Annotated in this window: 1 protein-coding gene (running past one end of the window); it reads left to right on the top strand. The window is 61.7% G+C overall.

The genetic code is table 11. The features are described from left to right. Nucleotides 1-25,311, top strand: partial view of a retention module-containing protein gene (locus HWV67_RS20360; RefSeq protein ID WP_175652559.1) — the 3' portion only. Its footprint begins 1,971 nt before the window's first position; 25,311 of the gene's 27,282 nt are visible here — the last part of the coding sequence; its start codon lies beyond the left edge, outside the window; its stop codon occupies nt 25,309-25,311.

The raw sequence follows: 25,311 nt of genomic DNA, 5'->3' as shown, positions 1-25,311 counted from the left end.
GAAAGCCTGGTACCGAATCCAGCGCCGGCCGTGACCACCGTCAGCGACAGCGTGGACACCACCACTGTCACCCTCGGCGCCAACTCGAGCGTTGCCGAAAATGGCGTGATCACCTACACCGCCAGCGTCACCTCGCCGGTGACCGGCGCACCCGTGATCGTCACCCTGTCCACCGGTCAGACCATCACCATCCCGGTCGGCAGCACCAGCGGCACCGTGCAGTTCACCGCACCAAACGACGTCTATAACGGCGCCGCGCCGATCAGCACCACCATCACCGGCGTGACCGGTGGCAACTTCGAAAACCTGGTGCCGAACCCGGCGCCGGCCGTAACCACCGTTACCGACTCGACCGACACCACCACCGTCAGCCTGGGCGCCAGCCCGAGCGTGGCCGAAAACGGCGTGATCACCTACACCGCCAGCGTCACCTCGCCGGTGACCGGCGCCCCGGTGGTTGTGACCCTGTCCAACGGACTGTCGATCACCATCCCGGTCGGCAGCAGCAGCGGCACCGCACAGTTCACTGCGCCAAATGACGTCTACAAGGGCGAGACGCCGATCAGCACCACCATCACCGGTGTGAGCGGCGGCGACTTCGAAAGCCTGGTACCAAATACTGCCCCGGCGGTGACCACCGTCACCGAAAGCACCGACACCACCGGCCTGAGCATCAGCGCCACCGGTACCGTCGCCGAAGGCGGCCAGATCATCTACACCGCCACCCTGACCAACCCGGCCGGCACCGCGACCACCGTCACCCTGTCCAACGGCGCGATCATCGTCATCGCCGCCGGCCAGACCACCAACAGCGTGGCGGTCGCCGCCCCGGCGGACGACGTTTACAAAAGCGCGGGGAACATCAGCGTCACTGTCGACAAAGTCGATGGCGGCAACTTCGAGAACCTGGCGGTCAGTGGTACGCCTGCCGTCACCAGCGTGACCGACACGTTCGACACCAGCACCGTCGTCCTCACCGCCACCCCGAGCGTGACCGAAGGCGGCGTGGTGACCTACACCGCGTCCGTGACTGCGCCGGTTACCGGCACCCCGGTCACCGTCACCCTCGCCAATGGCCAGACCATCGTGATCCCGGTCGGCCAGAGTTCGGCCTCGGTTGACTTCACCGCACCGAACAACGTCACCGTCACCAACCCGGCGCTGACCAACAGCATCACCGGTGTCAGCGGTGGCAACTACGAAAATCTCGTTGCAGGCACCGGCACGACCACCACCACGGTCACCGATGATCCGGCTCGCCTCGACACCACTGGCCTGACCTTGTCCGCGACTGGCTCTGTTCAGGAAGGCGGCAGCATCGTTTACACCGCCACGCTGACCAATCCGGCTGGCACCGAGATGAAGATCACCTTGAGCAACGGTGAGGTCATCACCATTGCCAAGGATGCGACTGAAGGCAGCGTGACCTTCGCGGCGCCGAAAGACACGGTGTACGTAGATGGCGGAAACGTCAGCGTGACCGTGACCGGCACCACTGGTGGTGACTTCGAGCACCTGGAAGTCAGCCCGGCTGCAGCGGTTACTGCTGTTACGGATTCGATTGATACGTCGACCGTTACTCTGACGGCTACTGCCAGTGCTGTTGAAGGTGGTGTGGTTACTTACACCGCTTCGGTTACTGCGCCAGTGACTGGCGCTCCGTTGGTGATCACTCTGGCCAACGGTCAGTCGATCACTATTCCGGTCAATGCTTCGAGTGGTTCGGTGGACTTCATTGCGCCGAACAACGTGTTGAATACCAATACGCCGCTGACCAATAGCATCACTGGTGTGACGGGTGGCAACTATGAGCACCTGGAAACTGCGGGTACTCCGACTACCGTCGTGACCGATGATCCGGCTCGTCTGGACACCACCGGACTGACGTTGTCCGCGACTGGCTCTGTTCAGGAAGGCGGCAGTATCGTTTACACCGCCAAGCTGACTAACCCGGCTGGCACCGAAATGAAGATCACCTTGAGCAACGGTGAAACCATCACCATTGCCAAGGATGCGACCGAAGGTTCTGTCACCTTCGCCGCACCAAAAGACACTGTGTACGTGGATGCTGGCAGCGTCAGCGTGACCATCACTGGCACCACTGGCGGTGACTTCGAACACCTGGAAGTCAGCCCAACCGCAGCGGTTACTGCTGTTACGGATTCGATTGATACGTCGACCGTAACCCTGACGGCGACTGCCAGTGCTGTTGAAGGCGGTGTGGTTACTTACACCGCGAGCGTCACTGCTCCGGTAACCGGTGCCCCGCTGGTCATTACCCTGGCTAACGGCCAAAGCATCACGATTCCGGTTAACGCTTCGAGCGGCTCGGTGGACTTCATTGCCCCGAACAACGTCTTGAACACCAACACGCCACTGACCAACAGCATCACCGGCGTGACTGGCGGTAACTACGAGCATCTGGAAACCGCAGGTACTCCGACTACCGTCGTCACCGATGACCCAGCTCGCCTCGACACCACCGGTCTGACCCTGTCCGCAACTGGCTCCGTCCAGGAAGGCGGCAACATCGTCTACACCGCCAAGCTGACTAACCCAGCTGGCACCGAAATGAAGATCACCCTGAGCAACGGTGAGACCATCACCATTGCCAAGGATGCGACTGAAGGCTCCGTCACGTTCGCAGCGCCAAAAGACACCGTGTACGTGGATGCCGGCAGTGTCAGCGTGACCATCACCGGCACCACTGGCGGCGATTTCGAGCACCTCGAGGTCAGCCCAACCGCAGCGGTTACTGCTGTAACGGATTCGATTGATACCTCGACCGTCACACTGACTGCGACTGCCAGCGCTGTTGAAGGCGGCGTCGTTACTTACACCGCTTCGGTCACCGCCCCGGTCACCGGCGCACCACTGGTCATCACCTTGGCCAACGGCCAATCGATCACCATCCCGGTTAATGCGAGCAGCGGCTCGATCGATTTCATCGCCCCGAACAACGTGTTGAACACCAACACCCCGCTGACCAACAGCATCACCGGTGTCACTGGCGGCAACTACGAGCACCTGGAAACCGCCGGCACGCCAACCACCGTCGTCACCGATGACCCAGCTCGTTTGGACACCACTGGCCTGACCTTGTCCGCCACGGGCTCGGTCCAGGAAGGCGGCAACATCGTTTACACCGCCAAGCTGACCAACCCAGCCGGCACCGAGATGAAAATCACCTTGAGCAACGGTGAAACCATCACCATCGCCAAGGACGCCACCGAAGGTTCCGTCACCTTCGCAGCGCCGAAAGACACCGTGTACGTGGATGCGGGTAGCGTCAGTGTGACCATCACTGGCACCACCGGCGGTGATTTCGAGCACCTCGAAGTCAGCCCAACCGCTGCGGTTACTGCGGTAACGGATTCGATTGATACCTCGACCGTCACGCTGACTGCCACCGCTAGCGCGGTCGAAGGTGGCGTCGTGACCTACACCGCTTCGGTCACTGCTCCAGTGACTGGCGCACCACTGGTCATCACTCTGGCCAACGGCCAGTCGATAACCATCCCGGTTAACGCGAGCAGCGGTTCGGTCGACTTCATCGCCCCGAACAACGTGTTGAACACCAACACGCCACTGACCAACAGCATCACCGGTGTGACTGGCGGTAACTACGAGCATTTGGAAACCGCCGGTACTCCAACCACCGTCGTCACCGATGATCCGGCCCGTCTGGACACTACCGGCCTGACGCTCAGCGCCACCGGTTCCGTCCAGGAAGGCGGCAACATCGTCTACACCGCCAAGCTGACCAATCCAGCTGGCACCGAGATGAAGATCACCTTGAGCAACGGTGAAACCATCACCATTGCCAAGGATGCCACCGAAGGCTCCGTCACCTTCGCCGCGCCGAAAGACACTGTTTACGTCGACGCCGGTAGCGTCAGCGTGACCATCACCGGCACCACTGGCGGCGACTTCGAGCACCTCGAAGTCAGCCCAACCGCAGCGGTTACTGCTGTAACGGATTCGATTGATACCTCGACCGTCACACTGACTGCGACTGCCAGCGCTGTTGAAGGCGGCGTCGTTACTTACACCGCTTCGGTCACCGCCCCGGTCACCGGCGCACCACTGGTCATCACCTTGGCCAACGGCCAATCGATCACCATCCCGGTCAATGCGAGCAGCGGTTCGGTCGATTTCATCGCTCCGAACAACGTGCTCAACACCAACACCCCGCTGACCAACAGCATCACTGGCGTGACTGGCGGTAACTACGAGCATCTGGAAACCGCAGGTACTCCGACTACCGTCGTCACCGATGACCCAGCTCGCCTCGACACTACCGGCCTGACGCTCAGCGCCACCGGTTCTGTCCAAGAAGGCGGCAACATCGTCTACACCGCCAAGCTGACTAACCCAGCCGGCACTGAAATGAAGATCACCCTGAGCAACGGTGAGACCATCACCATTGCCAAGGACGCCACCGAAGGCAGCGTCACGTTCGCAGCGCCGAAAGACACCGTTTACGTGGATGCCGGTAGCGTCAGCGTGACCATCACTGGCACCACCGGTGGTGACTTCGAACACCTGGAAGTCAGCCCGACTGCCGCCGTGACTGCTGTCACCGACAGCATCGACACGTCGACTGTCACGTTGACTGCGACTGCCAGTGCCGTTGAAGGCGGCGTCGTCACCTACACCGCTTCGGTTACCGCACCAGTGACTGGCGCTCCGTTGGTGATCACTTTGGCCAACGGCCAGTCGATCACCATCCCGGTTAACGCGAGCAGCGGTTCGGTCGATTTCATCGCTCCGAACAACGTGTTGAATACCAACACGCCGCTCACCAACAGCATCACCGGCGTCACCGGTGGCAACTACGAGCACCTGGAAACCGCCGGCACTCCGACCACCCTCGTCACCGATGACCCAGCTCGTCTGGACACCACCGGCCTGACCCTGTCCGCGACCGGCTCTGTCCAGGAAGGCGGCAGCATCGTTTACACCGCCAAGCTGACCAACCCAGCTGGCACTGAGATGAAGATCACCCTGAGCAATGGTGAAACCATCACCATTGCCAAGGACGCCACCGAAGGCTCCGTCACCTTCGCCGCGCCGAAAGACACCGTTTATGTGGATGCCGGCAGCGTCAGCGTGACCATCACCGGAACCACCGGTGGCGACTTCGAACACTTGGAAGTCAGCCCAACCGCAGCAGTAACTGCAGTAACCGACAGCATCGACACTTCGACTGTCACTCTGACGGCTACTGCCAGTGCGGTTGAAGGCGGCGTAGTGACCTACACCGCTTCGGTCACTGCCCCGGTAACCGGTGCCCCGCTGGTCATTACTCTGGCTAACGGTCAGTCGATCACCATCCCGGTCAACGCTTCGAGCGGCTCGATCGACTTCATCGCACCGAACAACGTGCTCAACACCAACACGCCGCTGACCAACAGCATTACTGGCGTAACTGGTGGCAACTACGAGCACCTGGAAACCGCAGGTACTCCGACCACCGCCGTCACCGATGATCCGGCCCGCCTGGACACCACTGGCCTGACCCTGTCCGCGACTGGCTCGGTTCAGGAAGGCGGCAGCATCGTTTACACCGCCAAGCTGACCAACCCAGCCGGCACCGAGATGAAGATCACCTTGAGCAATGGTGAAACCATCACCATTGCCAAGGACGCCACCGAAGGCTCTGTCACCTTCGCCGCGCCGAAAGACACCGTGTACGTCGACGCCGGTAGCGTCAGCGTGACGATCACCGGCACCACCGGTGGTGACTTCGAACACCTGGAAGTCAGCCCGACTGCCGCGGTTACCGCTGTCACCGACAGCATCGACACCAGCACCGTGACCCTCACCGCCACGGCTAGCGCTGTTGAAGGCGGCGTAGTGACTTACACCGCGAGCGTCACTGCTCCGGTAACCGGCGCACCATTGGTCATCACCCTGGCCAACGGCCAGTCGATCACCATTCCGGTCAATGCGAGCAGCGGTTCGATCGATTTCATCGCACCGAACAACGTGCTCAACACCAACACCCCGCTGACCAACAGCATCACCGGCGTCACCGGCGGCAACTACGAGCACCTGGAAACCGCCGGCACTCCGACCACCGTCGTCACCGATGATCCGGCCCGTCTGGACACTACCGGCCTGACGCTCAGCGCCACCGGTTCCGTTCAGGAAGGCGGCAACATCGTCTACACCGCCAAGCTGACCAATCCAGCTGGCACCGAGATGAAGATCACCTTGAGCAACGGTGAAACCATCACCATTGCCAAGGATGCCACCGAAGGCTCCGTGACCTTCGCCGCACCAAAAGACACCGTGTATGTCGACGCCGGCAGCGTCAGCGTGACCATCACCGGCACCACTGGTGGCGACTTCGAACATCTGGAAGTCAGCCCGACTGCCGCCGTGACTGCGGTGACCGATAGCATCGACACCAGCACTGTGACCCTCACCGCTACTGCTAGCGCAGTCGAGGGTGGTGTAGTGACTTACACCGCGAGCGTCACTGCTCCGGTCACCGGCACACCACTGGTCATTACTCTGGCCAACGGTCAGTCGATTACCATCCCGGTTAATGCAAGCAGCGGCTCGGTGGACTTCATCGCACCGAACAACGTGCTCAACACCAACACCCCGCTGACCAACAGCATCACCGGCGTCACCGGCGGCAACTACGAGCACCTGGAAACCGCCGGCACGCCGACTACCGTCGTCACCGATGACCCAGCGCGCCTGGACACTACCGGCCTGACGCTCAGCGCCACTGGTTCCGTCCAGGAAGGCGGCAACATCGTCTACACCGCCAAGCTGACCAACCCAGCTGGCACCGAGATGAAGATCACCTTGAGCAACGGTGAAACCATCACCATTGCCAAGGATGCCACCGAAGGCTCCGTGACCTTCGCCGCACCAAAAGACACCGTGTATGTCGCCGCCGGCAGCGTCAGCGTGACCATCACCGGCACCACTGGTGGCGACTTCGAACATCTGGAAGTCAGCCCGACTGCCGCCGTGACTGCGGTGACCGATAGCATCGACACCAGCACTGTGACCCTCACCGCTACTGCTAGCGCAGTCGAGGGTGGTGTAGTGACTTACACCGCGAGCGTCACTGCTCCGGTCACCGGCACACCACTGGTCATTACTCTTGCCAACGGTCCGCCGCTTACCACCCCGGTTAATGAAGGCAGCGCCTCGGTGGACTTCATCGCACCGAACAACGTGCTCAACACCAACACCCCGCTGACCAACAGCATCACCGGCGTCACCGGCGGCAACTACGAGCACCTGGAAACCGCCGGCACGCCGACTACCGTCGTCACCGATGACCCAGCGCGCCTGGACACTACCGGCCTGACGCTCAGCGCCACTGGTTCCGTCCAGGAAGGCGGCAACATCGTCTACACCGCCAAGCTGACCAACCCAGCTGGCACTGAAATGAAGATCACCTTGAGCAACGGTGAAACCATCACCATCGCCAAGGACGCCACCGAAGGTTCCGTCACCTTCGCAGCGCCGAAAGACACCGTGTACGTGGATGCGGGTAGCGTCAGCGTCACCATCACCGGCACCACTGGCGGTGACTTCGAGCACCTCGAAGTCAGCCCGACTGCGGCCGTCACTGCGGTGACCGATAGCATCGACACCAGCACCGTGACCCTCACCGCCACGGCTAGCGCTGTTGAAGGCGGCGTAGTGACTTACACCGCGAGCGTCACTGCTCCGGTAACCGGCGCACCATTGGTCATTACTCTGGCCAACGGTCAGTCGATTACCATCCCGGTTAATGCAAGCAGCGGCTCGGTGGACTTCATCGCACCGAACAACGTGCTCAACACCAACACCCCGCTGACCAACAGCATCACCGGCGTCACCGGCGGCAACTACGAGCACCTGGAAACCGCCGGCACGCCGACTACCGTCGTCACCGATGACCCAGCGCGCCTGGACACTACCGGCCTGACGCTCAGCGCCACTGGTTCCGTCCAGGAAGGCGGCAACATCGTCTACACCGCCAAGCTGACCAACCCAGCTGGCACCGAGATGAAGATCACCTTGAGCAACGGTGAAACCATCACCATTGCCAAGGATGCCACCGAAGGCTCCGTGACCTTCGCCGCACCAAAAGACACCGTGTATGTCGACGCCGGCAGCGTCAGCGTGACCATCACCGGCACCACTGGTGGCGACTTCGAACATCTCGAAGTCAGCCCGACTGCCGCCGTCACTGCGGTGACCGATAGCATCGACACCAGCACCGTGACCCTCACCGCCACGGCCAGCGCAGTCGAGGGTGGTGTAGTGACTTACACCGCGAGCGTCACTGCTCCGGTCACCGGCACACCACTGGTCATTACTCTGGCCAACGGTCAGTCGATTACCATCCCGGTTAATGCAAGCAGCGGCTCGGTGGACTTCATCGCACCGAACAACGTGCTCAACACCAACACCCCGCTGACCAACAGCATCACCGGCGTCACCGGCGGCAACTACGAGCACCTGGAAACCGCCGGCACGCCGACTACCGTCGTCACCGATGACCCAGCGCGCCTGGACACTACCGGCCTGACGCTCAGCGCCACTGGTTCCGTCCAGGAAGGCGGCAACATCGTCTACACCGCCAAGCTGACCAACCCAGCTGGCACTGAAATGAAGATCACCTTGAGCAACGGTGAAACCATCACCATCGCCAAGGACGCCACCGAAGGTTCCGTCACCTTCGCAGCGCCGAAAGACACCGTGTACGTGGATGCGGGTAGCGTCAGCGTCACCATCACCGGCACCACTGGCGGTGACTTCGAGCACCTCGAAGTCAGCCCGACTGCGGCCGTCACTGCGGTGACCGATAGCATCGACACCAGCACCGTGACCCTCACCGCCACGGCTAGCGCTGTTGAAGGCGGCGTAGTGACTTACACCGCGAGCGTTACGGCTCCGGTGACCGGTGCTCCACTGGTCATCACCCTGGCCAACGGCCAGTCGATCACCATTCCAGTGAATGCTTCGAGCGGTTCGGTCGATTTCATCGCCCCGAACAACGTGTTGAATACCAACACCCCGCTGACCAACAGCATCACCGGCGTCACCGGCGGCAACTACGAGCACCTGGAAACCGCCGGCACTCCGACCACCGTAGTGACCGACGACCCGGCTCGCCTCGACACCACCGGCCTGACCCTCAGCGCCACCGGTTCCGTTCAGGAAGGCGGCAACATCGTCTACACCGCCAAGCTGACTAACCCGGCTGGCACCGAAATGAAGATCACCTTGAGCAACGGTGAAACCATCACCATCGCCAAGGACGCCACCGAAGGCTCCGTGACCTTCGCCGCACCAAAAGACACCGTGTATGTCGACGCCGGCAGCGTCAGCGTGACCATCACCGGAACCACCGGTGGCGACTTCGAACACTTGGAAGTCAGCCCAACCGCAGCAGTAACTGCAGTAACCGACAGCATCGACACTTCGACTGTCACTCTGACGGCTACTGCCAGTGCGGTTGAAGGCGGCGTAGTGACCTACACCGCTTCGGTCACTGCCCCGGTAACCGGTGCCCCGCTGGTCATTACTCTGGCTAACGGTCAGTCGATCACCATCCCGGTCAACGCTTCGAGCGGCTCGATCGACTTCATCGCACCGAACAACGTGCTCAACACCAACACGCCGCTGACCAACAGCATTACTGGCGTAACTGGTGGCAACTACGAGCACCTGGAAACCGCAGGTACTCCGACCACCGTCGTCACCGATGATCCGGCCCGTCTGGACACTACCGGCCTGACGCTCAGCGCCACCGGCTCCGTCCAGGAAGGCGGCAACATTGTTTACACCGCCAAGCTGACTAACCCAGCCGGCACCGAGATGAAGATCACCTTGAGCAACGGTGAGACCATCACCATTGCCAAGGAGGCCACCGAAGGCAGCGTCACGTTCGCAGCGCCAAAAGACACCGTGTACGTCGACGCAGGTAGCGTCAGCGTGACCATCACTGGCACCACTGGCGGCGACTTCGAGCATCTCGAGGTCAGCCCAACCGCAGCGGTTACTGCTGTAACGGATTCGATTGATACCTCGACCGTCACCCTGACCGCGACTGCCAGTGCTGTTGAAGGTGGCGTAGTCACCTACACCGCTTCGGTTACCGCGCCAGTGACCGGCGCCCCGCTGGTCATTACTCTGGCTAACGGCCAAAGCATCACCATTCCGGTCAATGCGAGCAGCGGCTCGGTTGATTTCATCGCCCCGAACAACGTGTTGAACACCAACACCCCGCTGACCAACAGCATTACTGGCGTAACTGGCGGTAACTACGAGCACCTGGAAACCGCAGGTACTCCGACGACTGTCGTGACCGACGATCCAGCCCGTCTGGACACCACTGGTCTGACCTTGTCCGCCACCGGCTCCGTTCAGGAAGGCGGCAACATCGTTTACACCGCCAAGCTGACCAACCCAGCTGGCACCGAGATGAAGATCACCCTGAGCAACGGTGAGACCATCACCATTGCCAAGGACGCCACCGAAGGCTCCGTCACCTTCGCCGCGCCGAAAGACACTGTTTACGTGGATGCCGGTAGCGTCAGCGTGACGATCACCGGCACCACCGGTGGTGACTTCGAACACCTGGAAGTCAGCCCAACTGCTGCGGTCACTGCTGTCACCGACAGCATCGACACCAGCACCGTGACCCTCACCGCGACTGCTAGCGCTGTTGAAGGCGGTGTGGTTACTTACACCGCTTCGGTCACTGCCCCGGTAACCGGTGCCCCGCTGGTCATTACTCTGGCTAACGGCCAAAGCATCACCATTCCAGTGAATGCTTCGAGCGGCTCGGTGGACTTCATTGCCCCGAACAACGTGTTGAACACCAACACGCCGCTGACTAACAGCATCACTGGCGTCACCGGTGGCAACTACGAGCACCTGGAAACTGCTGGCACTCCGACGACTGTCGTGACCGACGATCCAGCGCGCTTGGACACCACTGGCCTGACCCTCAGTGCCACCGGCTCCGTCCAGGAAGGCGGCAACATTGTTTACACCGCCAAGCTGACTAACCCAGCCGGCACCGAGATGAAAATCACCTTGAGCAACGGTGAAACCATCACCATCGCCAAGGATGCGACCGAAGGCTCTGTCACCTTCGCAGCGCCAAAAGACACCGTGTACGTCGACGCAGGTAGCGTCAGCGTGACCATCACTGGCACCACTGGCGGCGACTTCGAACACCTCGAAGTCAGCCCGACTGCTGCGGTTACTGCGGTTACGGATTCGATTGATACCTCGACCGTAACCCTGACTGCCACTGCGAGCGCCGTTGAAGGTGGCGTGGTCACCTACACCGCTTCGGTTACTGCTCCGGTAACCGGTGCTCCACTGGTCATCACCTTGGCCAATGGCCAGTCGATCACCATTCCAGTGAACTCTTCGAGCGGCTCGATCGACTTCATCGCCCCGAACAACGTGTTGAATACCAACACGCCGCTGACCAACAGCATCACCGGCGTGACTGGCGGCAACTACGAGCACCTGGAAACCACAGGTACTCCGACCACCGTCGTCACCGACGATCCGGCCCGTTTGGACACCACCGGCCTGACTCTCAGCGCCACCGGTTCTGTCCAGGAAGGCGGCAACATCGTCTACACCGCCAAGCTGACTAACCCAGCTGGCACCGAGATGAAAATCACCTTGAGCAACGGTGAAACCATCACCATTGCCAAGGATGCCACTGAAGGTTCTGTCACCTTCGCCGCGCCGAAAGACACTGTTTACGTGGATGCCGGTAGCGTCAGCGTGACGATCACCGGCACCACCGGTGGTGACTTCGAACACCTGGAAGTCAGCCCGACTGCCGCGGTTACCGCTGTCACCGACAGCATCGACACCAGCACCGTGACCCTCACCGCTACTGCTAGCGCTGTTGAAGGCGGCGTAGTGACTTACACCGCGAGCGTAACGGCCCCGGTAACCGGCGCACCACTGGTCATCACTCTGGCCAACGGCCAGTCGATCACCATTCCAGTGAATGCTTCGAGCGGCTCGGTCGATTTCATCGCCCCGAACAACGTGTTGAACACCAACACGCCACTGACCAACAGCATCACCGGTGTGACTGGCGGTAACTACGAGCATTTGGAAACCGCCGGTACTCCAACCACCGTCGTCACCGATGATCCGGCCCGTCTGGACACTACCGGCCTGACGCTCAGCGCCACCGGTTCCGTCCAGGAAGGCGGCAACATCGTCTACACCGCCAAGCTGACCAATCCAGCTGGCACCGAGATGAAGATCACCTTGAGCAACGGTGAAACCATCACCATTGCCAAGGATGCCACCGAAGGCTCCGTCACCTTCGCCGCGCCGAAAGACACTGTTTACGTCGACGCCGGTAGCGTCAGCGTGACCATCACCGGCACCACTGGCGGCGACTTCGAGCACCTCGAAGTCAGCCCAACCGCCGCGGTTACTGCTGTAACGGATTCGATTGATACCTCGACCGTCACGCTGACTGCGACTGCCAGTGCTGTTGAAGGCGGCGTCGTTACTTACACCGCGAGCGTCACTGCTCCGGTAACCGGCGCTCCACTGGTCATCACTCTGGCCAACGGTCAGTCGATTACCATTCCGGTCAATGCGAGCAGCGGTTCGGTGGACTTCATTGCCCCGAACAACGTACTGAATACCAACACCCCGCTGACCAACAGCATCCCCGGTGTGACGGGCGGCAACTACGAGCATCTGGAAACCGCCGGTACTCCGACCACCGTAGTGACCGACGACCCGGCTCGTCTGGACACCACTGGCCTGACCCTCAGCGCCACCGGCTCCGTGCAGGAAGGCGGCAACATTGTCTACACCGCCAAGCTGACCAACCCAGCCGGCACCGAGATGAAGATCACCCTGAGCAATGGTGAAACCATCACCATCGCCAAGGACGCCACCGAAGGTTCCGTCACCTTCGCTGCACCGAAAGACACTGTTTATGTAGATGCCGGCAGCGTCAGCGTGACTATCACTGGCACCACCGGTGGTGATTTCGAACACCTGGAAGTCAGCCCGACTGCGGCCGTGACTGCGGTCACCGACAGCATCGATACTTCGACCGTAACGCTGACGGCGACTGCCAGCGCTGTTGAAGGCGGCGTGGTCACTTACACCGCGAGCGTCACTGCTCCGGTCACCGGTGCTCCGTTGGTCATCACTCTGGCCAACGGCCAATCGATCACTATTCCGGTCAACGCTTCGAGCGGCTCGATCGACTTCATCGCACCGAACAACGTGCTCAACACCAACACCCCGCTGACCAACAGCATTACTGGCGTGACTGGCGGTAACTACGAGCACTTGGAAACTGCCGGTACTCCGACCACCGTCGTCACCGATGATCCAGCTCGCCTCGACACCACCGGTCTGACGCTCAGCGCCACCGGCTCCGTCCAGGAAGGCGGCAACATCGTCTACACCGCCAAGCTGACCAATCCAGCTGGCACCGAGATGAAGATCACCTTGAGCAATGGTGAAACCATCACCATTGCCAAGGATGCGACCGAAGGATCTGTCACCTTCGCTGCACCGAAAGACACCGTGTACGTCGACGCCGGTAGCGTTAGCGTGACGATCACCGGCACCACCGGTGGTGATTTCGAACACCTCGAAGTCAGCCCAACCGCTGCGGTTACTGCGGTAACGGATTCGATTGATACCTCGACCGTCACGCTGACTGCCACCGCTAGCGCGGTCGAAGGTGGCGTCGTGACCTACACCGCTTCGGTCACTGCTCCAGTGACTGGCGCACCACTGGTCATCACTCTGGCCAACGGCCAGTCGATAACCATCCCGGTTAACGCGAGCAGCGGTTCGGTCGACTTCATCGCCCCGAACAACGTGCTCAACACCAACACCCCGCTGACCAATAGCATCACTGGCGTGACTGGCGGTAACTACGAGCACCTGGAAACCGCAGGCACTCCGACCACCGTCGTCACCGACGATCCGGCCCGTTTGGACACCACCGGCCTGACCCTGTCCGCCACTGGCTCGGTCCAGGAAGGCGGCAACATCGTCTACACCGCCAAGCTGACCAACCCAGCCGGCACCGAGATGAAGATCACCCTGAGCAATGGTGAAACCATCACCATCGCCAAGGACGCCACCGAAGGTTCCGTCACCTTCGCTGCACCGAAAGACACTGTTTATGTAGATGCCGGCAGCGTCAGCGTGACTATCACTGGCACCACCGGTGGTGATTTCGAACACCTGGAAGTCAGCCCGACTGCGGCCGTGACTGCGGTCACCGACAGCATCGATACTTCGACCGTAACGCTGACGGCGACTGCCAGCGCTGTTGAAGGCGGCGTGGTCACTTACACCGCGAGCGTCACTGCTCCGGTCACCGGTGCTCCGTTGGTCATCACTCTGGCCAACGGCCAATCGATCACTATTCCGGTCAACGCTTCGAGCGGCTCGATCGACTTCATCGCACCGAACAACGTGCTCAACACCAACACCCCGCTGACCAACAGCATTACTGGCGTGACTGGCGGTAACTACGAGCACTTGGAAACTGCCGGTACTCCGACCACCGTCGTCACCGATGATCCAGCTCGCCTCGACACCACCGGTCTGACGCTCAGCGCCACCGGCTCCGTCCAGGAAGGCGGCAACATCGTCTACACCGCCAAGCTGACCAATCCAGCTGGCACCGAGATGAAGATCACCTTGAGCAATGGTGAAACCATCACCATTGCCAAGGATGCGACCGAAGGATCTGTCACCTTCGCTGCACCGAAAGACACCGTGTACGTCGACGCCGGTAGCGTTAGCGTGACGATCACCGGCACCACCGGTGGTGATTTCGAACACCTCGAAGTCAGCCCAACCGCTGCGGTTACTGCGGTAACGGATTCGATTGATACCTCGACCGTCACGCTGACTGCCACCGCTAGCGCGGTCGAAGGTGGCGTCGTGACCTACACCGCTTCGGTCACTGCTCCAGTGACTGGCGCACCACTGGTCATCACTCTGGCCAACGGCCAGTCGATAACCATCCCGGTTAACGCGAGCAGCGGTTCGGTCGACTTCATCGCCCCGAACAACGTGCTCAACACCAACACCCCGCTGACCAATAGCATCACTGGCGTGACTGGCGGTAACTACGAGCACCTGGAAACCGCAGGCACTCCGACCACCGTCGTCACCGACGATCCGGCCCGTTTGGACACCACCGGCCTGACCCTGTCCGCCACTGGCTCGGTCCAGGAAGGCGGCAACATCGTCTACACCGCCAAGCTGACCAACCCAGCCGGCACCGAGATGAAGATCACCCTGAGCAATGGTGAAACCATCACCATCGCCAAGGACGCCACCGAAGGTTCCGTCACCTTCGCTGCACCGAAAGACACTGTTTATGTAGATGCCGGCAGCGTCAGCGTGACTATCACTGGCACCACCGGTGGTGATTTCGAACACCTGGAAGTCAGCCCGACTGCGGCCGTGACTGCGGTCACCGACAGCATCGATACTTCGACCGTAACGCTGACGGCGACTGCCAGCGCTGTTGAAGGCGGCGTGGTCACTTACACCGCGAGCGTCACTGCTCCGGTCACCGGTGCTCCGTTGGTCATCACTCTGGCCAACGGCCAATCGATCACTATTCCGGTCAACGCTTCGAGCGGCTCGATCGACTTCATCGCACCGAACAACGTGCTCAACACCAACACCCCGCTGACCAACAGCATTACTGGCGTGACTGGCGGTAACTACGAGCACTTGGAAACTGCCGGTACTCCGACCACCGTCGTCACCGATGATCCAGCTCGCCTCGACACCACCGGTCTGACGCTCAGCGCCACCGGCTCCGTCCAGGAAGGCGGCAACATCGTCTACACCGCCAAGCTGACCAATCCAGCTGGCACCGAGATGAAGATCACCTTGAGCAATGGTGAAACCATCACCATTGCCAAGGATGCGACCGAAGGATCTGTCACCTTCGCTGCACCGAAAGACACCGTGTACGTCGACGCCGGTAGCGTTAGCGTGACGATCACCGGCACCACCGGTGGTGATTTCGAACACCTCGAAGTCAGCCCAACCGCTGCGGTTACTGCGGTAACGGATTCGATTGATACCTCGACCGTCACGCTGACTGCCACCGCTAGCGCGGTTGAAGGTGGCGTAGTGACTTACACCGCGAACGTTACGGCTCCGGTGACCGGTGCCCCGCTGGTCATCACTCTGGCCAACGGCCAGTCGATCACCATCCCAGTTAACGCGAGCAGCGGGTCGGTCGATTTCATCGCTCCGAACAACGTGCTCAACACCAACACCCCGCTGACCAACAGCATCACCGGTGTGACTGGCGGTAACTACGAGCATCTGGAAACTGCCGGTACTCCGACCACCGTCGTGACCGATGACCCAGCCCGTCTGGACACCACTGGCCTGACCTTGTCCGCGACTGGCTCTGTCCAGGAAGGCGGCAACATCGTTTACACCGCCAAGCTGACTAACCCAGCTGGCACCGAGATGAAGATCACCTTGAGCAACGGTGAAACCATCACCATCGCCAAGGATGCGACTGAAGGCAGCGTCACCTTCGCCGCGCCGAAAGACACTGTTTACGTGGATGCCGGTAGCGTCAGCGTGACCATCACCGGCACCACCGGTGGTGATTTCGAACACTTGGAAGTCAGCCCGACTGCTGCCGTGACGGCAGTCACCGACAGCATCGACACTTCGACCGTCACACTGACGGCGACTGCCAGTGCTGTTGAAGGTGGTGTGGTGACCTACACCGCTTCGGTAACGGCTCCGGTAACCGGCGCACCACTGGTCATCACTCTGGCCAACGGCCAGTCGATCACCATCCCGGTCAATGCGAGCAGTGGTTCGGTCGATTTCATCGCCCCGAACAACGTACTGAATACCAACACCCCGCTGACCAACAGCATCACCGGTGTGACTGGCGGTAACTACGAACACCTGGAAACCGCTGGCACTCCGACGACCGTCGTCACTGACGATCCGGCCCGTTTGGACACCACCGGCCTGACCCTGTCCGCCACCGGTTCTGTCCAAGAAGGCGGCAACATCGTCTACACCGCCAAGCTGACCAACCCAGCCGGCACCGAAATGAAGATCACCTTGAGCAACGGTGAGACCATCACCATTGCCAAGAACGCCACCGAAGGCTCTGTCACCTTCGCCGCACCAAAAGACACCGTGTACGTCGACGCCGGCAGTGTCAGCGTGACCATCACCGGCACCACTGGCGGTGACTTCGAGCACCTCGAAGTCAGCCCGACTGCTGCGGTCACTGCTGTCACCGACAGCATCGACACTAGCACCGTCACCTTGACTGCCACCCCAAGCGTGACCGAAGGCGGCGTAGTGACTTACACCGCCAGCGTCACTGCTCCGGTCACCGGCGCGCCACTGGTCATCAGCCTCGCCAACGGCCAGTCGATCACCATTGCGGTCAACGCCAGCAGCGGCTCGGTCGACTACGTCGCACCGAACAACGTCTACGCCACCAACCCAACGCTGACCAACAGCATTACTGCCGTGACCGGCGGCAACTACGAGAAGCTGGTCACCGCCGGCACCCCGTCGACCGTCGTCAACGACAACCCGAACAACCTGGACACCACCGGGGTGAGCCTCACTGCGACCGGCACCATCCAGGAAGGCGGCCAGATCACCTACACCGCGAAACTGACCAACCCGGCCGGTACCGAGATGAAGGTGACCCTGAGCAATGGTGAGACCATCACCATCGCCAAGAACGCCACCGAAGGCAGCGTGACCATCGATGGGCCGAAAAACACCGTGTACGTGGATGGCGGCAACGTCAGCGCCACCATCACCGGCACCACTGGCGGCGATTTCGAGAAGCTGAATGTCAGCTCGACGCCTGCGGTCACCGCCGTCACCGACACGATCGACACCTCGACCGTGACTCTGACTGCCACCCCGAGCGTGACCGAAGGCGGCGTGGTGACTTACACCGCCACCGTCACTGCTCCGGTAACCGGCTCGCCGCTGGTCATCAGCCTGGCCAACGGCCAGTCGATCACCATCGCGGTCAACGCCAGCAGCGGCTCGGTGGACTACGTCGCGCCGAACAACATCTACGCCACCAACCCGGCGCTGACTAACAGCATCACCGGTGTGACGGGCGGCAACTACGAGAAGCTGGTCACCGCCGGCACCCCGTCGACCATCGTCAACGACAACCCGAACAACCTCGACACCACCGGTGTAAGCCTCACCGCGACCGGCAACGTCCAGGAAGGCGGTCAGATCACTTACACCGCGAAACTGACCAATCCGGCCGGCACCGAGATGAAAGTGACCCTGAGCAATGGTGAAACCATCACCATCGCCAAGAACGCCACCGAAGGCAGCGTGACCATCGACGCGCCGAAAAACACTGTGTATGTGGACGGCGGCAACGTCAGTGCCACCATCACGGGCACCACTGGCGGCGATTTCGAGAAGCTGAATGTCAGCTCGGCGCCTGCGGTTACCGCCGTCACCGACACCATCGACACCTCAACCGTGACCCTGACGGCAACGCCAAGCGTGGTAGAGGGCGGAGTCGTCACCTACACCGCCACCGTCACTGCTCCAGTAACCGGCTCGCCGCTGGTGATCAGCCTGGCCAACGGCCAGAGCATCACTATCGCGGTCAACGCCAGCAGCGGTTCAGTCGACTACGTCGCCCCGAACAACGTCTACGCTACCAACCCGGCGCTGACCAACAGCATCACCAGCGTCACCGGCGGCAACTACGAGAAGCTGGTCACTGCGGGCACCCCGTCGACCACCGTCAACGACAACCCGAACAACCTCGACACCACCGGTGTAAGCCTCACCGCGACCGGCAGCGTCCAGGAAGGCGGCCAGATCACTTACACCGCGAAGCTGACCAACCCGGCCGGCACCGCGATGACGGTGACGCTGAGCAACGGCTCGACCATCTCCATCGCCAAGAACGCGACCGAAGGCAGCGTGACCATCGATGCGCCAAAAAACACCGTGTACGTCGACAGCGGCAACGTCAGCGCGACCATCACGGGCACCAGCGGTGGTGATTTCGAGAAGTTGAACGTCAGCAGCACGCCAGCCGTGACGGCCGTGACCGATACCATCGACACCAGCACCGTGACGCTGACCGCCACGCCGAGCGTGACCGAGGGCGGCGTGGTGACTTACACCGCCACCGTCACTGCTCCGGTCACCGGCTCGCCGCTGGTGATCAGCCTGGCCAACGGTCAATCGATCACCATCGCGGTCAACGCCAGCAGCGGCTCGGTCGACTACGTCGCGCCGAACAACATCTACGCCACCAACCCGGCGCTGACCAACAGCATCACCGGCGTCACGGGCGGCAACTACGAGAAGCTGGTGACCACCGGCACGCCATCGACCACCGTCAATGACAACCCGAACAACCTGGACACCACTGGCGTATCGCTGACCGCGACCGGCACCGTGCAGGAAGGCGGGCAGATCACCTACACCGCGAAGCTGACCAACCCGGCCGGCACCGCGATGACGGTAACTCTGAGCAACGGCTCGACCATCACCATCGCCAAGAACGCTACCGAAGGCAGCGTGACTATCGATGCGCCGAAAAACACGGTCTACGTCGACAGCGGCAACGTCAGCGCCACCATCACCGGCACCAGCGGTGGTGATTTCGAGAAGTTGAATGTCAGCTCGGCCCCGGCGGTTACCGCGGTCACCGACACCATCGACACCTCGACCGTGACTCTGACTGCGACCCCGAGCGTGGTGGAAGGCGGCGTCGTCACCTACACCGCTACCGTCAGTGCTCCGGTCACCGGCGCACCGCTGGTGATCAGCCTCGCCAACGGTCAGTCGATCACCATCGCGATCAATGCCAGCAGCGGCTCGGTCGACTACGTCGCGCCGAACAACGTCTACGCCACCAACCCGGCGCTGACCAACAGCATCACCGGTGTCACCGGCGGTAACTACGAGAAGCTGGTCACTGCCGGCACCCCGTCGACCACCGTCAATGACAACCCGAACAACCTGGACACCACTGGCGTATCGCTGACTGCGACCGGCACCATCCAGGAAGGCGGCCAGATCACTTACACCGCGAAGCTGACCAACCCGGCCGGCACCGCGATGACCGTGACCCTGAGCAACGGTTCGACCATCACCATTGCCAAGAACGCTACCGAAGGCAGCGTGACCATCGATGGCCCGAAAAACACCGTGTACGTGGACGGCGGCAACGTCAGCGCCACCATCACTGGCACCAGCGGTGGTGATTTCGAGAAGTTGAATGTCAGCTCGACGCCTGCGGTCACCGCCGTCACCGACACGATCGATACCTCGACCGTGACGCTGACCGCTACCCCAAGCGTGACCGAAGGCGGCGTCGTGACTTACACCGCCACCGTCACTGCTCCGGTAACCGGCTCGCCGCTGGTCATCAGCCTGGCCAACGGCCAGTCGATCACCATCGCGGTCAACGCCAGCAGCGGCTCGGTCGACTACGTCGCGCCGAACAACATCTACGCCACCAACCCGGCGCTGACCAACAGCATCACCGGTGTCACGGGCGGTAACTACGAGAAGCTGGTGACCACCGGCACGCCGTCGACCACCGTCAATGACAACCCGAACAACCTCGACACCACCGGCATATCGCTGACCGCGACCGGCACTATCCAGGAAGGCGGCCAGATCACCTACACCGCGAAGCTGACCAACCCGGCCGGCACCGCGATGACCGTGACCCTGAGCAACGGCTCGACCATCTCCATCGCCAAGAACGCTACCGAAGGCAGCGTGACTATCGATGGCCCGAAAAACACCGTGTATGTGGATGGCGGCAACGTCAGTGCCACGATCACCGGCACCACTGGCGGCGATTTCGAGAAGTTGAATGTCAGCTCGGCGCCTGCGGTTACCGCGGTCACCGACACCATCGACACCTCGACCGTGACCCTGACGGCAACGCCAAGCGTGGTAGAGGGCGGCGTCGTCACCTATACCGCGACCGTCAGCGCGCCGGTCACCGGCTCGAACCTGGTAGTGACCCTGGCCAACAACCAGACCATCACCATCCTGGTCGGCCAGAGCACCGGCACGGTCAACTACACCGCGCCGAACAACGTCTACACCGCCAACCCGGCGCTGACCAACAGCATCACCAGCACCAGCGGCGGCAACTACGAGAACCTGGTCCCCGCCGGTACGCCAAGCACCACGGTCACCGACGGCCCGATCGACACCACCACCGTCAGCCTGAGCGCCACCAGCTCGGTAGCCGAAGGCGGCCAGATCACCTACACCGCAACGCTGACCAACCCGGCCGCGTCGCCAGTGACCGTGACCCTGTCCAACGGTTCGACCATCGTCATCGGCAAGGACCAACTGTCCAACAGCATCACCGTGCCGGCACCAGCGGATACGCCGTACATCGACGCCACCACCTTGAGCACCAAGATCACTGGCGCAAGCGGCGGCGGCTTCGAGAACCTGGCCTACAGCACCACGGCGGCGGTGACTCAGGTCACGGATACCAACACCCCGACCACCATCAGCATCACCGGTACTACCTCGGTGGCCGAGGGCGGCACCGCGACCTACACGATCAACCTGAGCAACCCGTCGCAGACTGCCGTGACGGTCAAGCTGAGCTATTCCGGTACCGCCACCAACGGCTCGGACTACACCGGTGTGACCACCGTGACCATCCCGGCCGGCGCCAGCAAGGTCGACTTCACCATCCCGACCATCAAGGACAACATCACCGAAGGCACCGAGCAGTTCACCGTCAAGGTCGATTCGGCCACCGGTGGTAACTTCGAGAGCGTGGTGGTCAGCGGTACTGCGGGCAGCGTGACGACGCAGATCTTCGAACCAGCACCAATTCTGGATCTGGACGCCAACGATTCCAGCGGCAAGACCGGCGCGGATTACCAGGTCACCTTCACCGAAGGCCAGGCCGGCAGCGGCGTGTCCATCGGCGATGTCGACCTGAGCATCACCGATATCGACAGCACCAACATGACCGGTGCCACCGTCACCCTGACCAACCGCATGGCTGGCGATGCGCTGAACCTGGGCAACAGCGTCAACGGCATCACCATCAATGCGGTCAACACCAACGACAAAGTGGTGCTGACGCTGTCCGGCAACGCCACGATCGCCAACTACATCCAGGCGCTGAAGAACATCACGTTCATCAACACCAGCGATGACCCGAGCAGCACGCCACGGATCATCACCGTGACGGTGACCGACGGGGTCAACACCTCCAACGTCGCCACCACCACGGTCAACGTGATTCCGGTGAACGACGCGCCAACCGCCACCGGTGGCGAACTGACGGGCACCGAAGACACCGACCTGGCCGTGACCTGGAGCAGCCTCGGCGTCACCGACCTGGACAACGTGCAGAGCGCCTTGGGCGTCACCATCACCCAGCTTCCCGCCAACGGCACCCTGCAATACAAAGACGGCACCACCTGGAAGACCCTGACCAGCGCCGATGCCGGCAAGGTCTTCAGCAAGGCGGACATCGACGCCGGCAACCTGAAGTTCGTGCCCAAAGCCAACGAATCCGGCATTACCGCCAACGGCGGCACCGGCGTGGGCAACCAGCAGGCCGACTACGCACAGATCAAGTACAAGCCGTTCGACGGCAAGGATCTGGGCAACGAAGCCACGCTGAAAATCGACATCACCCCGGTTGCCGACAAACCGACCCTGACCATCGGCAGCAACGCCGTGGCCTCGATCGGCCTGACCAAAGAAACCTGCACCGGCCTGTCCGGCCTGGGCACCAACGGCAACGGCGCCGACGCAGCCACCCTGAAATCGGTGATCGACGCTGCCGGCAAAGGCCAGACCAGTGCCATCGCCACCAACGTCGCCTCCACCGGAGACGTGGCGCCGGGCATCGCCTCGAAGACCTCCGGCCTGATGTACATGGAAGCCGGCTCGACCTACAAATTCACCGGCGTCGGCGACGACAGCCTGGCGGTAGTGGTCGGCGGTAAAGACGTGGCCAGCACCACTTGGGGCGCCGGTGGCCAGCTCAGCGGCACCTTCACGCCGACCAAGAGCGGTTACTACACCGTCGAGATCTACCACTACAACCAGGCAGGTCCGGGCAGCTACGACGTCAACCTGTCGGTCAACGGCGGGGCGACCATCGACGTCAGCCAGGTCGGCACCGCGCTGTACCCGACCGTCGCCGCACTGGCAGCGGCCGGCGTCACCGTCTCCGACCTGCACGGCTCCAGCGGCAAGGGCTACTACGACGGCTACAAACTCAACGAAGGCCGCGAGAACGGCACCGTCAAGCTGGTGGGCATCAGCTCGGCGCTGACCGACACCGACGGCTCCGAGACCCTGGCGGTCAATCTCGCCGGTATCCCGAGCGGCTCGGTGATCAGCGACGGCGCCGGTCACAGCATCTCCGTCGGCGCAACCGCGGTGGACGTCACCGGCTGGAACCTGAGCACCCTGACCATCAAGCCGCCGGCCTACTACAGCGGCAGCTTCGATGTGACGGTCAACGCCACGTCCACCGAGACCATCAACGGCAGCACTGCCAACCCCCCTGGCACCATCAAGGTCACCGTCTACGGCGACACTTACGCCGTGGCGACCAACGCCACCGCCGACAGTGACAACTGGAACGGTACCGATGGCAACGACATCATCGCCGCCGACATCAACGGCCTGCATGTGGTCGCCGGGCAGAACTACAACCTGGCGTTCATCGTCGACACCTCGGGCAGTATGAAAGACTCGGTGGACGCGGCGCAGAAAGCCCTGCAGTCGGTATTCACCACGCTGTCCAACAGCGTCCAGGGCGCCAGCTCCGGTACGGTCAACATCCTGCTGGTGGACTTCGCCACGCAGGTCAAGACCACGGTTTCGGTCAACCTGGCCGACAGCGGCTCCCTGCAGACCCTGAAAAACGCCCTGACCGCCATGACGGCCAACGGCGGCACCAACTACGAGGACGCCTTCAAGACCACGGCCAACTGGTTCCAGGCCCTCAAGGACTCCGGTGCCACCGGTACCAACCAGACGTTCTTCATTACCGACGGCCAGCCGACCTACTACCAGACCGGCGAACGCACCAACCCGACGCTGATCACCTACAGCGGCAGCAAGGCCAACCTGACGATGGACACCTACCTCACGTCGATCAATTACAAGATCGGCCAGGTGATCAACGTCAACCTGGACAGCAGCAACAAGCTGACCATCGACAGCAGCGGCAACCTGAACCTGTACAAGAACGGCAGCTGGTATTCGTCCCTCAGCGGTACCCTGCACGCTCAGGGCGACGGGACCTACGAACTGTCGAGCCTGGCCGGCCAAGGTAGCTATACCGACTCCGACACCACCGCCAACTCGAAGAGCGCCTACGCGGTACTCAAGGCGCTCTCGCCGACCATCGAGGCCATCGGCATCGGCAGCGGCGTGGACGTCAACGACCTGAAACCGTACGACTCCGACAACAGCCCGCAGACCAACATCGACCCGAGCAACCTGGCCAACGCCATCCTCGGCCACACCGAGGCGACGCTGCCAGGCAACGACACGGTCAATGCCGGCGACGGCAACGACATCGTGTTCGGCGACCTGATCATGTTCTCGCAGGTGTCGGGCAACGGCGTGGAAGCGCTGCAAAGCTACGTCGCACTGAAGACCGGGCTGGATGCCAGTGCGGTGGACAGCAAGGCCATGCACCAGTACGTCACCGAGCACGTCAGCGAGTTCGATATCTCGCGTACCAGTGACGGCAACGACACGCTGTACGGCGGCGATGGCAACGACATTCTGTTCGGCCAGGGCGGTAACGATTATCTGGATGGCGGCAAGGGCAATGACATCCTGCTCGGTGGTACCGGCAACGACACCCTGCTGGGTGGCGAGGGCAACGACATCCTGTTCGGCGGTCAGGGCAACGACACCATGACCGGCGGCAGCGGTGCCGACACCTTCGTCTGGAAGGCGGGTGATATCGGCAACGACATCATCAAGGACTTCAAGCCGGCCGAAGGCGACCGTCTGGACCTGAGCGACCTGCTCCAGGGCGAGAAGGCCAGCACCATCGACAACTACCTGAAGATCACCACGGTCAACGGCGAGTCGACGCTGCAGGTCAGCTCCGAAGGCAAGCTCAATGCCGCCGGCGGTATCGCCAACGCGGACGTGACGATCAAGCTCGAAGGGGTGAACTGGTCCTCTACCTCGATCAACTCGCTGGTAACCGGTGCCGACCCAACGATCAAGATCGACCACAACAACACGTAA

Origin of the sequence: Pseudomonas sp. Marseille-P9899 (genome assembly GCF_903166565.1) — a bacterium.
Classification (GTDB): Bacteria; Pseudomonadota; Gammaproteobacteria; order Pseudomonadales; family Pseudomonadaceae; genus Aquipseudomonas; species Aquipseudomonas huaxiensis.
This window is presented reverse-complemented; position numbering and strand designations above follow the sequence as displayed.